We start from the raw sequence: 14,948 nt of genomic DNA on the forward strand, positions 1-14,948 counted from the left end.
TTTTGTTTTAATTTTTAAGCCGTGAACCTAGAATCGACATAACTAACCAGGCGTTACCTAGGCAGTTAGCTCGGACCAGGTTTCCCTACGGCACACGAAAGTGTTCACTTACCGCTGCTTCCTTCCAGACCTGACGGGATTCATGAATTTCCGTTGCGTAGGACCCAATCGTCAACACCACTTACCTAAGGCAGACCCTAACAAGTTAGGCCTCAACTAGGAATTCGATCCTGCTATAGCGGATTGCAGGTTACAAGGCACCGCTACCTCCCCATCTATCACGGCAAAGATTTATACTGGCGGAGAGAGAGGGATTTGAACCCTCGAGACGGTACTACCGCCTACCCGCTTTCCAGGCGAGCGCCTTAAACCAGACTCAACCATCTCTCCGTATATTTTTATTTTATGACAGTTTGTACTGTCAACAGATACTTATTATATAAAAAAAAACTATATTTGTCAAGAGGCAGTATAAAAGTCAAGGAAGTTTTTCCTTGACTTTTATACTCTATGACTTTAGTCTATCTGCAATAACTTTTAGTATTTTTGCAATAACCTTTATGTAGGTGGTTGCATTTTCACTACTATCTTTTACTGTATATATGGTTCCTTTTACGGTCTCAACTGTATCTTTTACACCTTGTTCTACTGTATTTACAGTTTGTCCTGCCTTTTCTACAGTTACTCTTGCTGTAGTAGTAATTCCTTCAACATCTCTAACTATAACAGGAAGAGATTTGGACATATCATCTAATGCATAATTTACATCATCAGTAATCTCATTAACATTATTCATTATATTAGGTAGATTTTTAAGTGCATCATCTACATTTTCTTGATTATCATCAATAAGTACTTTTACATTTTTCAAGACCCCAGCTAAATTTTTAAGCACTAATATAAGGAAAATTCCAACTCCTATTCCTACAAGGGCTAATAAACCAACTAGTAAATCTTCTAGTGATATTAATGCATCCATATATAACACCCCCTTAGTTTATTATATTCTATTATTTGTTTTTTGAATCATTATTCATTTCATCTAGATCATTTTGAGTTTTATCTATTGCATCTTTTGTTTCTTGTGCCGCTTCTTTTGTTTCCTGTAAATTTTTCTTAGTATCATCTGCAGTTTTTTTCAAACCTTCTGTTGTAGTTTGAACAACTTGTTTTGTTTGTTCTATTTTTGCTTTTAAATCCTCTTTTTTTTGATTCGCCATTTCCATTAAATCTTCTCTTGTTTCATTAGCTTTAACTTTTATATCTTCTCTTGTCTCCTTACCTGATTTAGGTGCAAATAATAACCCTGCTACTGCCCCTAAAGCTGCTCCTACTGTAAGACCTTTAGTAGCACCTTTTGCCATAGCTATTTTTCTTTCTTTTTCTCTCTTGTTTAATACATCATCAATCATTGATTTAAAAAACATACAAAACCCTCCTATTATTTTCTATTGTTTTTCTGTTATTTCTCTTTATACCCATGGAAAGCTTGCATTAACATCTTTTTAACATTTATTAACTCAACTTTTCAATTGAATATTCTTTTAGTAAGTCATCTTTTATTTTCCATAAATCATATGATAAATCTACATAATATTTATGAGGATGTTCAAATCTTAATACTTCTTCCCAAAGAGTATCTATTTGTTCCTTACAAAATCTTTTTATATTATCTACATTAGGACTTTCATATATACATTTTCCTTTATCAAATATTTTTGTAAGTATCTTTTCTGCTTTAAAATTGTAAACTTTTTTTCTTTTCCAAGTATATAAAGGATTAAACAATTCATATGGTCTATCTTCGTACACCTTTTCTCCTTCCATTGTAACTAAATCTGCTATAGCTTTACCTGTTTCTTTATCATACAACCTATAAAGATCTTTAGCACCTGGTGTTGTGATTTTTTCAACATTAGCACTTACTTTAATTTTTGGTATTATACTTTCATCCTTTTCTACAGCTACAAGTTTATAAACACCACCAAATACAGGTTCAGATTTAGATGTTATAAGTCTTTCGCCTACACCAAATGAATCTACTTTTGCATCTTGAAGAAGTAATTCACGTATTATGTATTCATCTAATGAATTTGATGCTACTATCTTACAATCTTCTAGTCCTGCTTCATCAAGCATCTTTCTAACTGCTTTTGAAAGATATGCTATATCTCCACTATCAAGTCTTACTCCTTTTGGTCTATAACCTTTTTCTACTACTTCTTCTTTAAAAACTTTAATTGCATTAGGTACTCCTGACTTAAGTACGTCGTAAGTATCAACTAATAATACACAATTATCTGGGTATGTCTTTGCATAAGTTCTAAATGCTTCTTCTTCTGTTTCAAATAGCTGCACCCAACTATGAGCCATAGTTCCTGTAGCAGGTATATTATAATCTCTATCAGCTATAGTACAAGCAGTTCCATCACATCCACCAATATATGATGCTCTTGCTCCCAAAGTAGCGCCATCATACCCCTGAGCCCTTCTTGAACCAAATTCAAGTACTGGTCTCCCAGCTGCAGCCCTTACTATTCTATTAGCTTTTGTTGCAATCAAACTTTGATGATTTATAGTTAAAAGTATCATAGTTTCTATAAATTGAGCTTGTATGACAGGTCCTCTTACTTTTACAATTGGCTCTCTTGGAAATATTGGCATTCCTTCTTTTACTGCCCATACATCACATTCAAATTTAAAATCTCTTAGATAATCTAGAAATTTAACACTAAACATATTCTTTTCTCTTAAGTAGTCTATATCTTCCTCTGAAAAATGTAGATTTTTAAGATATTCTATTAATTGTTCTACTCCTGCCATTATTGCAAATCCACCATTATCTGGAATCCGTCTAAAAAACATATCAAAATATGCTATTTTTTCATGTAACCCATGTTCTAAATATCCATTTGCCATAGTAAGTTCATAAAAATCTGCAAGCATTGTTAGATTTTTCTTATCTTGCCAATCAATTTTTGTCATTGAGTTCGCCCTCTTCCTTTATTATGTAATCGTTATCTCATTAGTTTTATTATAACCTTTAATGTGTATAATTCAAAGAAAAAATATTTTAGTTTATTTTTTATCTAATTGTGTTTGTTTTTTTTATCATTGGGTATACTATTATTAACCCCATGCAAAGCCCCTTTAATAGTGGTAGAAAGAGAGTAGGAACTCCCCCATAGACCTACTCTCTTTTCTTTATTTAATTTAAATTCTGGAGTGATTATATGGTCAATAGATGGATATTAAAGATCAGATCAAAAATTTGGTTTGTGCCAGTAATATATGGAGTTATAGCCTTTATATTATCTATAATAATAATATCAATTGATACTTTTCTTGTAGAAGAGATAAAAATTTATATTCCACAAGTACTATTAACTGATTTTGATTTGGCTCAAACAATACTTTCATCACTTGCTGCTGCCATTATAACCATGATGACTATAGCATTTTCTACAATGATGGTAGTGCTCAGTACATATTCTTCCCAATATTCCCCTAGAACATTACAAGATTTTTTAAATAAAAAGATAACTTTAAGGATATTGGGGGTATTTTTAGGTACTTTCATATATCTTATAATGTCTCTATTATTTCTAAAAGAAGACTTAGAAAATAGCTCTGTACTTTCTGCACTAGTTGGTGTAATAGCATCTATTTTTTCTGTTGCTTTTTTTATATTTTTTATACATCATGTAGCTACATTCATGCAAGTAAATAAACTTATAAATAATATCTCTGATGAATCTATTTATTTAATAAATGAACTTGATAACCATGTTATAAATGATGACAGAATAAGATATGAACATTTATATATGATAGAAAATCCAAACTTATCAATACAAGTTTTATCTCCAGAAACAGGTTATATCCAGCTTGTAGATACATCAGCAATTATAAATATTGCAAAAGAACTAGATATTTCTATTGAAATGGAAAGAAAAATAGGTGAGTTTGTTATTAAGGGAAATCAAATACTTACAGCTTATAGTAATAAATCTTTAGAAGATATCAAAATCATCACTGAAAATATCACTATAGGCAATTATAGGTCTATGTTTCAAGATATCGAATTTGGAATCCAAAAAATAGTAGATGTAGCATTGAAAGCACTATCTCCTGGTATAAATGATCCTAATACTGCTATACTTTGTATAAAAAAACTTTCAGTAATATTATCTCAAATATCAATGTCACAAATACATACTATGTATTATCATGATAATAAAGATGTATTGAGACTTACTATGAAATACTCTGACTTTGATGAATTATTATATCTATCTTATTACCAAATAATATATTATGGTAATGGAGATCAATCAATACTTACAGAAATACTAGAATCATTATCTCTATTAGTTGAAAGTAATATAAAAGTCAAACTAAAAGTATGGAACTTTGGTAAATATGTAATCAATAGTTTTAAAAAGGACAGCTTAGAAGATTTAGACAAAAAATACATAAATCTAAAAATAGAAAAATTAGCACGGTTAACAGAACAGAATAAGAATGAATTAATATTAAAATAGGTATTGATTTAATTATTTCTATGATTTATTATAGTAGAAGTGATCTTTTCTGGAGGTGTTTATATGGCTAAAAAAATATTAAAATCAGAATGGCTAAAAAGCTCAGTTGTAATACTTTTAGGTACACTTATAATGTCTATTGGGATAAATGCATTTATTATTCCACATAATTTACTTGCTGGTGGAATATCTGGTCTTGCAATAATTTTAAAATATATTACAGGTTTAAATACTGGTATTTTCGTTCTTTTATTAAATATACCTATATTTATATTTGGAATAAAGGAAATTGATAGACGTTTTGCATTTGTAAGTATAGTTGGAATGACCTCACTTTCGTTCTTTCTATATATAACTGAATTTTTAAGTGAAACAATGTGGATAGAAGATATATTAGCATCTACAATATATGGTGGAATATTTATTGGATTTTCCTCAGGAGTTATATTCAAAGTCCGAGCATCTACTGGTGGCACTGATATAGTTTCTGTAATCATGAAAAAGAAATTTGAAATAGGTATATCTACAATTTTATTTGTAACAAATGTAATTATAGTTCTTATAAATGCTACAATAAGTGATTATACTTTAGCTATATATACTCTTATAAGTATGTTTATAGCTAGTGCTGTTATGAATAAAATAATAATAGGATTAGATACTAAAAAATTAGTATTAATAGTAACAAATAATTATGAAGATCTTTCAACTGCTCTTATGAAAAGAGTAAACAGAGGAATTACCTTTTTAGAAGGAGAAGGAGCTTACAGTAGACGTAAGCATAAAGTAATATACTGCGTAGTTTCAACTAGACAACTTGCTGTAGTTAAAAATGTGGTAACTGATATAGATGAAAATGCTTTCATGACAGTTATGGATACAGCAGAAATTCATGGGAGTGGATTTAAAAAACCTGTATTTTAGATTGAATTATATCAAATTCATGATACTATAAATAAAAGGGATATGAAAGATTAATCTTTCATATCCCTTTTATTTTAATTTCTACTACCTGGTTTTACTGGAGTACTTCCCTCTTTACACAATGGGCAATTTTCTTTTTCAAATGTATCTATATCTATTTTTACTGCACTATATAATGGAATATCAAGTTCTGATTCTCCACCAGTTCTGTCTATAATTGATGCAACTCCTATAACATCTCCACCTAACTCTTCTATAACTTTTTTAGTTTCCATAGTGGATTTTCCTGTAGTTACAACATCTTCAGCTATCATAACTCTAGCTCCTTTTCTTATTTCAAAACCACGTCTAAGTGTCATTTCTCCATCTTTTCTCTCTGTAAATATAGCAGGTATTTCTAATTGTCTACCCATTTCATAAGCTACAATTACTCCACCCATTGCAGGGCCTACTATTAAGTCTATATCTAAATCTGATATTTTTCTTACTACTTCAGATATAACCATTTCTGCATATTCTGGATAACTTAAAACTTTTGCACATTGTACATATCTATTACTATGCTTGCCTGATGATAATAAAAAGTGTCCTTCCATTAGTGCACTTGTTCTTTCTAATAATTTTATAATATTATTCATTTAACCCTCTCCCTTATCTTTTATATTATTCCTATTATTTCTTCTAAAGATTTTATACCCTCTTTTTCCATAAAATCATCTATACCTTTTATAATATCTATAGCTATTCTTGGATTTACAAAATTAGCTGTGCCAACTTGAATACATGTTGATCCTGCCATTATAAATTCTATAGCATCAGTTGCATTCATTATTCCGCCCATACCCATTATTGGTATATTAGTATTTTTGTATACTTCATTTACCATTCTAAGTGCCATAGGCTTTATTGATGGTCCTGATACTCCTGCATATATATTTTCAAATATTGGTTTCCTTTTTTCTATATCTATAGCAAGACCTTTAAATGTATTAACTAAAGATAATCCATCTGCACCTTCCTCTTCACAAGCCCTAGCAATATCCACTATATCTTCTGCATTAGGAGATAATTTCACTACAAGTGGTAAATTTGTAACTCTTCTTGCACTTTTTACAATTTGTCTTGCATCTTTAGTTTTTATACCAAAAGCCATACCTCCTGCTTTTACATTAGGACATGATATATTTAGCTCGATCATATCTATATTTGTCTCTGATACCTTTTCTATAGCATATAAATAATCACTCTCACATGCTCCTCCTATATTTACTATTATATTAGTATTTAATTTTTCTAGAAATGGTATTTCATCTTTTAAAAATCCTTCTACTCCTGGATTTTCAAGTCCTACACTATTCATTATTCCAGATGAAGTTTCATATATTCTCATACCAGTATTTCCATCTCTTTTTTCCTTTGTAATTCCTTTTGTAGATATTCCACCTAAAATATCTATATCATAAATTTCTTTGTATTCTCGTCCAAATCCAAATGTCCCAGATGCTGTTATTACAGGATTTTTAAATTTAACTTTTCCAAACTCTATATTTAAATTACTCATAAAATACATCCTCTCCCAGGTAAACTGGACCATCTTTACAAACTCTACTCATCCCATTTTTTGTTTTACAACTACACACAAGACAAGCTCCTACTCCACAGGCCATATGCTTTTCTATTGAAACATAAGTTTTTACATTTTTACCTTTTGCCATCTCCACTATTTTTCTCATCATAATCTCTGGTCCGCAAGTAAATACATAATCATACTTATCTACTTCTAATTTTCCAGTTATAAAGTCACCTACAGATACATATAAATTATTTCCATATTTCCCAAATTCATCTGTTAAATATTCTTTTTCTGTAAAACCTAAATATATATCTAATTCCTTTACTGTGTTCTTCAAATTTTTAGCGGTATAAAGTAAAGGTGCAATACCTATTCCACCACCAACTATAGCTATTCTTCCTTTAACAGTTGGATAACCATTCCCATATGGACCTTCTAATTTAATATTGTCACCTTTTCTTAGCTGAGTTAATTTATTTGTTCCAAAACCTTCTACTCTATATAAAAATGTTATACTTTCATTATTTTTATCATGAATGCTAAGTGGTCTAGATAAAAGAGGATAGTCATCCCATCCTCTTATCATGAAAAATTGTCCCATTTCTCCATGAAATTTACCTTCTATAACTAATTTATATATTTTATCTGATACCTTTATATTTTCTAGTATTTTAGCCAACGATTAAATCCTCCTTCATAGAAAGGACTGATTCTCTTGTGTACTTTACAAAGTTTTCATCTTCACTCTTTCCTTTATGAGCAGTTATAATTCCTCTTGAAGAGTTTATAACTCCACATATACCATCTTTAAATATCTCTTTTATACTTTCACCTTTTCCCCCTTGAACTCCATAGCCAGGAATTAAGAAAAATGTATTTGGTGTCTTTTTCTTTATTTCTAAAAATTCTTCTGGGAAAGTAAGTCCTACTACTCCTCCTATTTTATTAAATCCAGATTCACCTATAGAATCTTCTCCCCACTTACTACATTTTTCTGCTACCTTCATATATAATTTTTCTCCATCTACTTTTAATTCTTGAAAGTCCTTCGAACTTTTATTTGAAGTATGAATTAACATAAATAGTGCTTTATCATCATTTTCCATATATTTTTCATATGGACTAATTGAATCATAACCCATATATGGATTTACAGTAATTATATCTACTTCAAAATCACCACTAAAATGAGCATCTGCATAAGCTTCTGCTGTTGATGATATATCGCCTCTTTTTATATCTCCTATTACAATTTTTCCTTTTTCTCTTATATATTTAACTGTTTTACTATATGCTTTTAATCCTTCTATTCCTAATGCTTCATAAAAAGCTATTTGAACTTTAAAGCATGCTATTAAATCAATCGTATTGTCTATTATCATTTTGTTGAATGTAAATATCTTTTCTTCTATACTCATACCACTTTTTATTAAATACTCTGGTAAATATTCTATTTTTGTATCAAGTCCTACACATATTGGACTTTTCTCTATACATTCCTTGTATAATTTATCTATTATCATTTTTTCTCTCCTCATTTTTATATGCTATCTCACCATTTTTTATAGTTATAAGAATTTTTCCATATACTTGTCTACCTTCAAAAGGGGTATTCTTACCTTTTGATACAAAATTACTTGTATTGATTTTATGACTTTCATTTAAATCTACTAATACTAAATTTGCATCTTTTCCTTCTTCTATAAGTGCCTCATCAAGTCCTAGCAGTTTTGATGGTGCATAGGACATCTTGTCACTTAGGCAATTAAGTGAAATTCCTTCTTCTTTAAATACTGTATAAACATATGAAAATGCCTCTTCTATTCCTGATATTCCAGGGGATCCATTTTCTTTATCTTTCTTTGTATGAGGAGCATGGTCTGTAGCTATTGCATCAATAATTCCTTCCTTTATTCCCTCTATCATAGCATCTCTATCATCTTTCGTACCAAAAGGAGGATTTACTCTATACTCATTATTCCATTCAAATAAATGATGTGGTGTTACCTCACAGCTAAAATCAAGTCCTTTATCTTTATATTCTTTTATTAAATCTAAACTTTTTCTAAGACTTATATGGCATATATGAAGATTTCCTCCTACATCAGTTAATAATTTTAAATCTCTTTTTATAGTTTCTGCTTCTGGTTCACAATGAGTAAGTATTTTAAAGTCTTTTTCTTTTGATAACTCAAGTGCCTCTTTAAATAATTCAATATCATCTACATTTAAACCATCATCTGAAAAGAGATTAGTATATTCTCTCATTTCATCTATATTTACAAACTCTTCACCTTTAAGCCTTTTTGTAAGTGCTGATATTTGAGTTAAATTACATATTTCATTTTCTTTATGTTTATTCAATATATATTCTATAGTTTTCTCATTGTCACAAACTGGATTTGTATTTGCCATGGCACATACATGAGTAAATCCACCTTTTAATGCAGCTTTCTCACCTGTTATTAAATCTTCTTTTTCAGTCTGTCCAGGTTCTCTTAAATGAACATGCATATCTATAAAAGATGGCATTACTACTTTTCCTTCTCCATCTATAATTTCTTTTCCAAAGCTATCTATATTATTTGATATTTTTTTTATTTTCCCATTACTTATCCACAGGTCCCCTACAAGAGTTTTTCTCTTATCCACAATTTTTGCATTTTTTATTATATAATCCACATTTAGCCTCCTATAAAGAAGTTTTTGTATCACAATATTCACATCTATATTCTTTTTTATCTTTATCCACAAGTATAAATTCTACATTTTCTATATTTTCTTCACTTGTTATACATCTTGGATTTTTACAATTAAATATACCTTTAATCTTTTCTGGAAGTGATAATTTTATCTTTTCTTTTATTTCTTCATCTTCAATTATATTTACAGTTAAATCTGGATCTATTATTCCAAGTACATTTAAATCTAAATCTATTCTATTCTCTATTTTTATAAGGTCTTTTTTACCTTGTTTTCTAGATGAAACATTTCTTATAAGTGCAACTCTATAATCAACTTTGTGAAGTCCTAACTCTTTAAATATCTTATATCCATATCCTTCTTTTATATGATCAATTACTATACCTTTTTTAATACTATCGATATTTAACATTTACTCCACCCCCAATAATTTTAATATTAAAGCCATTCTCACATACATACCGAATTTTGCTTGATCGAAATATACAGCTCTTTTATCCCTATCCACTTCAACTGCTATTTCATTTACTCTTGGAAGGGGATGCATTATTATTAAGTCCTCTTTTGAATTTTTAAGTTTTTCATTTGTTAGAATATAGCTATCTTTTAAACGCACATAATCTTCTTCATTAAAAAACCTTTCTTTTTGTACTCTTGTCATATAGAGTATATCTAATTTATCTATTACTTCATCAAGGCTTTCAGTTTCATAGTAGCTATTTTCTTGTAAATCATCTTTTATATAATCAGGAATTTGAAGTTCTTCAGGAGATATAAATACAAAATTTATATTTAAATATCTTTTCATTGCTTTTACTAGAGAATGGACTGTTCTACCAAATTTAAGGTCTCCACATAGTCCAATAGTGTGATTTGATAAGTCTTTTTTTAGAATTCTTATGGTGAGTAAATCAGTTAATGTTTGAGTAGGATGTTGATGACCTCCATCACCAGCATTTATAATAGGCATATCAGTGTTTTGAGAAGCAAGAAGTGGTGCTCCTTCTTTTGGATGCCTCATTACAGCTATATCAGAATAACATGCAATAGTTTTTATAGTATCAGCTACAGATTCACCTTTTGATACAGAAGAGCTTGCTGCCTCAGAAAATCCTACCACTTGTCCTCCCAGCCTATACATTGCAGATTCAAAACTAAATCTAGTTCTAGTAGATGGTTCATAGAAAAGTGAAGCAAGTAATTTACCTCTACACTTATCTAGATAATCTTTTTCATTCTTTATAATGTCTTCAGCAAGAGCAAAAATTTCATCTAATTCTTCTAATGAAAAATCCCTCGGTTCAATTAAATGTCTTCCTTTTAACATAATTACACAACTCCTTTCTAGTTTCACAGAACTATTTTAAAGGTATTATTTCCTATTTAGATATTAAAAAAACCTTCTTAAAGAAATCTTTAAGAAGGCATAAATATGCATAACTATCCCATAGTTCATTGTACCTTTTTGGTCTCTCGGACCACCTTAAAGATATCTTTATTTTATTTAACTTTAATTAAGTTTACTACTAAATTTTTTATTTGTCAATAGAAAGTTTATAGCCTCTCCTATATTTTCAATAATATCACTAGCTACCATAGAATACTCGCCTTTTTTATCCTTTGCAAAATCACCTGCTAGACCATGAATATATACTGCGAGTTTTGCTGCATTAAATGGTTCTAATCCTTGACCTATAAGAGATGTTATAATCCCTGTAAGTACATCACCACTACCAGCTTTTGCCATGCCAGGATTTCCTGAATTGTTTATATATACTTGATCTTTATATGAAACTATAGTGTTATTACCTTTAAGAACAGTTACAATATCGTATTTATTACTTATATATTTTGCATAGTAAATTCTATTACTCTCAATTTCTTTTATACTTTTATCAAGTAATCTAGCCATTTCTCCAGGATGCGGTGTTATAACTATAGAATTTTTCTTATTTTTCAACATATCTATATCTTTTGATAGAGCATTTAATTCATCTGCATCTATAACCATAGGTACATTTGTATTTTTTATAATTTCTCCTAATAAATATATGTTATCTTTATAAGTTCCCATGCCTGGACCTATTGCTAAAGCGTCTTTACCTTTTGCATTATTTAATATATCTTCTAAAGCTTCTTTTATAAAATATCCTTTACCATTATCTTTTGCTATCTTTACTATTTCTTCAGTAAGTTTTATACTCATTATAGTTTCTAAATATTCTGGTACCATAGTATATACTAGCCCTGAACCTGTTCTCATACTAGCTTTAGATGATAAAGTAATAGAACCTGTCATACCTCTACTTCCACCTATTATTAATACCTTTCCATAATCACCTTTGTGACTATCTGGATTTCTCTTAGTTAATAAACCTTTTAATTCTTCTGGTATATTTACAGCGTTTTTATTTGAATTAAATTCTACTTCTGCAAAACTAACAGCATATTCTTTTTCATGAGTAATAGCTAAATCAATCTTTGAAATTCCAAAACTTTTAACTTTTTCATTTATCGTCACTATAGGTTTACCAAATCTATCATGAGATATTTCTATATCTTTAAATGAAACTTTACCTATGCCAGTGCCTATAGCTTTGCTTATAGATTCTTTTGCAGAAAATAGCCCTGCTATAGTTTGAGGACTATTATTTTTTTCTTTTATATATTTTATTTCATTAATGGTAAATATTTTAGATAAAAAAAGATTTCTTTTTTTATCTAAAATATTTTCTATTCTGTCAACTCTTACTATATCTATTCCCACGCTCATATTTATTCACCATTCTTCATTAAAGTATAATCATACATTGTAATAGCATCTAATATTGTTTGAGTTTGAACTTTTAATACCTCTTTATCAATTGTAGTAATTTCTCCTTCAATAGAAAATTCTATTCCGGATATAGATGTTAAACTTGTACCATTATTATACATTATTCTTACACCTCTAGAGTCAAAATTTGTTCCTACTAGCATTGTATCTAATTTAAAATCTTCTCCTCTTTTCATCATGTTTCTAACAATGCCATAATGTCCTCTATTATCTGAATAAAGTCTTGAAGTATCAAACGCAAGTAATTTACTTTCTTTTTTACCTAAATTTTTAGTATATATTAAGAAATGATTTTTTTCTAATTCATCATATAAATCACTAGATACGAAACCACTTAATCCTGTTTCTTTTGAGCTTGTAGAGCCATCAAAAAACATAAATATTATATCTCTATCTGGTCGAAAGTCACTATTTTTTAATGTTTTTGCTATCTCTAGATTTGCTGCAATAGATGTTCCATTGTATATGAGACCTTTATTTTTATCATTTTTACTCTCATCCAATTTATAATCATAATCAGTAGCTATAATAAGAGGAGCTTTTTCTTTATTCTCTCCTTGTAATATAGCACCTATATTTGATATCTCTGCATATTTTTGCATTTCTATATCTGTAGAAAATACTATTTCTTCACCTATATTTCCTTTTAAAGTATCTATAACTTTATTACTTACATTAATATGTATATCACCAAACCCCAAACTATTTTCTACTTGTTCTAGACTTCCTATTATATTTATCTCATGATTAACTTCTAATGCTTCATCTTCAGTATAATATAATCCACCACTAACAAAATCTTCAATTAATATATTTGTAATTTTATTAAAATTTCTACGAGATTCTTCATCTACAATTAATAAATATTTCTGTTCTGGATCATATTCTCCACTTTCATACATTTCTACAGTCATAATTTTTCTTCTTAATTCACCAGTATAATTTTTTTCACCTATTTTATCTAAATAAATATCCCAAAAATTGAAATCTTTTAGGTATTCAAAAGATATATTTTTTCCATCTATATATATTTCTGATTTTTTTACAGTTTGCGAGTTAACTTTTATTTGATGTTTATTTGTAAAGTTTTTATCATATAAAGGCCTAAGCCCTATATCTTTTAAATTTTGCACAATATAATTTCGAGTGTTTTCATTGCCTTCACTACCAATTTGTCTTTCTAAGTATTTATCTTCTGATAGTTCTTGTATATGACTATATATATCATCTGATTCTATATTATATTTACTATTTTTTACAGGCCAAATTAATATTAGTACTATTAAACCTATTATACCTAGCTTTATTCCAACACTTTTTTTATACCTATTTATATTCTTAATTTGATAAACAAAAGTAATAGGTGATAAATGGTATGGAATATGCTTTATAAATGTTATAAATTTTGAGTTTCTTTTATTTAACTCTATTTTTAATCCTTCCCCTAATAAATTAAATCCTAAAACTGATATGAATATAGCAAGTGCAGGATAAAATACTATCCATATCTTCCCAGCACCTATAGCATATCTTGCAGTTGCAAGCATTGAACCCCATTCTGGATAATATGCAGGTATAATATCTAAGTTTAGTTCTTGTATAAGAAAAGGATCTATTGTAATAGTACCAACTAAAAGCCCCAATACTCCTAGCTCAGCTAATATTATTAACACTCTACTTGTTTCTATAAATAAATGTATAACCATAGTTGCAAAAAGATGAGGGAGTACATTGCCAAAAGCTATCTGAATTTTACTTTTCCCTATAGCTATTTCTCCTTTTATAAAATCTTCTCTTAATATCTCATTTATCCTATCTCTTAATATAGATCCGATTCTACCCCAACCTACAAATGTAAGAATAAAAGTATATATGAATATTACTTCTTCAAGTGTTGGTTTTATCGCACTTAAAAGTATAAAGCTTATTATAAGGGCAGGTATTGCACTGAACGTTGTTTTAAATATATCTATTATTTTAGATATTATCTTACTTCCAAATCCTGCAAAAAGTCCAAGGATAAGACCTACAATAAGTCTTGCTATGGCTGTATATATGCCAATTTGAAGAGTCATTCTAGCTCCATATACTATTCTACTAAATACATCTCTGCCTAATATATCAGTTCCCCATATATTTATATCATCAGGTGGATTTGGTGGATTATCTATTACTAAATTTCCATCTTCAAAATGAGGTAATGCAAAGTTTGTAGCAAATGGATCTAAATTCATTATATCTATTCTAAATATAGCTATAATAGATATAAATATAAGTATTATAATTCCTATAACTAAAGGTAAATTAATTTTTTTCAATCTATACAACAAATCCAACTCCCCCTTTTCTTTATAATTCTATATTCTAC

Annotated in this window: 14 protein-coding genes, 1 tRNA gene and 1 other RNA gene; 2 read left to right on the top strand and 14 right to left on the bottom strand. The window is 28.9% G+C overall.

Annotation, left to right across the window (positions count from 1 at the left end; translation table 11 throughout):
- Positions 1 to 19 precede the first annotated feature (19 nt).
- From ffs to D3Z33_RS05595, 5 genes are all read right to left on the bottom strand, one after another.
- Positions 20 to 284: signal recognition particle sRNA large type (gene ffs, locus D3Z33_RS05575), an RNA gene on the bottom strand.
- A gap of 13 nt (positions 285 to 297) precedes the next feature.
- Positions 298 to 390 (bottom strand) — tRNA-Ser (locus D3Z33_RS05580).
- A gap of 118 nt (positions 391 to 508) precedes the next feature.
- A complete protein-coding gene (locus D3Z33_RS05585; protein WP_160196782.1) occupies positions 509 to 979 on the bottom strand; it encodes a DUF948 domain-containing protein in 471 nt (156 codons plus the stop codon).
- Between the two features lie 31 nt (positions 980 to 1,010).
- On the bottom strand, positions 1,011 to 1,427 hold the full coding sequence (locus D3Z33_RS05590) for a YtxH domain-containing protein (protein WP_201750440.1): 417 nt from the start codon (positions 1,425 to 1,427) through the stop codon (positions 1,011 to 1,013).
- An 88-nt stretch (positions 1,428 to 1,515) separates the two neighbouring features.
- Entirely contained in the window at positions 1,516 to 2,985 is a 1,470-nt protein-coding gene (locus D3Z33_RS05595) for a nicotinate phosphoribosyltransferase (RefSeq protein ID WP_160196783.1), read from the bottom strand.
- 248 nt (positions 2,986 to 3,233) lie between these two features.
- Here D3Z33_RS05595 and D3Z33_RS05600 point away from each other — a divergent pair, with 248 nt between their 5' ends.
- Together D3Z33_RS05600 and D3Z33_RS05605 are read left to right on the top strand one after the other, a co-directional pair.
- Positions 3,234 to 4,544 (top strand): DUF2254 domain-containing protein, encoded by a 1,311-nt coding sequence (locus tag D3Z33_RS05600; RefSeq protein WP_160196784.1) that lies wholly within the window; start codon positions 3,234 to 3,236, stop codon positions 4,542 to 4,544.
- 63 nt (positions 4,545 to 4,607) lie between these two features.
- Positions 4,608 to 5,468 carry a YitT family protein gene (locus tag D3Z33_RS05605; protein WP_160196785.1) on the top strand — a complete coding sequence of 287 codons (861 nt, stop codon included), beginning with the start codon at positions 4,608 to 4,610 and terminating at the stop codon, positions 5,466 to 5,468.
- A 74-nt stretch (positions 5,469 to 5,542) separates the two neighbouring features.
- Here the strand turns inward: D3Z33_RS05605 and pyrE are convergent, their stop codons facing one another.
- From pyrE to D3Z33_RS05650, 9 genes are all read right to left on the bottom strand, one after another.
- The gene (pyrE, locus tag D3Z33_RS05610; protein ID WP_160196786.1) at positions 5,543 to 6,106 is read right to left on the bottom strand and encodes an orotate phosphoribosyltransferase; all 564 of its coding nucleotides are present in this window, start codon (positions 6,104 to 6,106) and stop codon (positions 5,543 to 5,545) included.
- Between the two features lie 20 nt (positions 6,107 to 6,126).
- Entirely contained in the window at positions 6,127 to 7,029 is a 903-nt protein-coding gene (locus tag D3Z33_RS05615) for a dihydroorotate dehydrogenase (RefSeq protein ID WP_160196787.1), read from the bottom strand.
- A complete protein-coding gene (locus tag D3Z33_RS05620) occupies positions 7,022 to 7,720 on the bottom strand; it encodes a dihydroorotate dehydrogenase electron transfer subunit (RefSeq protein ID WP_160196788.1) in 699 nt (232 codons plus the stop codon). The genes D3Z33_RS05615 and D3Z33_RS05620 overlap by 8 nt, the downstream gene beginning before the upstream one ends.
- Positions 7,713 to 8,564, bottom strand: coding sequence for an orotidine-5'-phosphate decarboxylase (pyrF, locus tag D3Z33_RS05625; protein ID WP_160196789.1), 852 nt, complete (start codon positions 8,562 to 8,564; stop codon positions 7,713 to 7,715). Before pyrF ends, D3Z33_RS05620 begins: the two co-directional genes overlap by 8 nt.
- Positions 8,551 to 9,723, bottom strand: a complete 1,173-nt coding sequence (locus D3Z33_RS05630) for an amidohydrolase family protein (protein WP_160196790.1) — start codon at positions 9,721 to 9,723, stop codon at positions 8,551 to 8,553. Before D3Z33_RS05630 ends, pyrF begins: the two co-directional genes overlap by 14 nt.
- 10 nt (positions 9,724 to 9,733) lie before the next feature.
- Positions 9,734 to 10,156, bottom strand: coding sequence for an aspartate carbamoyltransferase regulatory subunit (locus D3Z33_RS05635; RefSeq protein ID WP_160196791.1), 423 nt, complete (start codon positions 10,154 to 10,156; stop codon positions 9,734 to 9,736).
- Positions 10,157 to 11,071: an aspartate carbamoyltransferase gene (gene pyrB, locus D3Z33_RS05640; RefSeq protein WP_160196792.1), complete on the bottom strand. Its 915-nt coding sequence runs from the start codon at positions 11,069 to 11,071 to the stop codon at positions 10,157 to 10,159.
- Between the two features lie 183 nt (positions 11,072 to 11,254).
- The gene (locus tag D3Z33_RS05645; RefSeq protein WP_201750442.1) at positions 11,255 to 12,517 is read right to left on the bottom strand and encodes an NAD(P)H-hydrate dehydratase; all 1,263 of its coding nucleotides are present in this window, start codon (positions 12,515 to 12,517) and stop codon (positions 11,255 to 11,257) included.
- Between the two features lie 2 nt (positions 12,518 to 12,519).
- Positions 12,520 to 14,910, bottom strand: a complete 2,391-nt coding sequence (locus D3Z33_RS05650; protein ID WP_160196793.1) for an ABC transporter permease subunit — start codon at positions 14,908 to 14,910, stop codon at positions 12,520 to 12,522.
- Positions 14,911 to 14,948 lie beyond the last annotated feature (38 nt).

Source organism: Senegalia massiliensis (assembly GCF_009911265.1).
Classification (GTDB): Bacteria; Bacillota; Clostridia; order Tissierellales; family SIT17; genus Anaeromonas; species Anaeromonas massiliensis_A.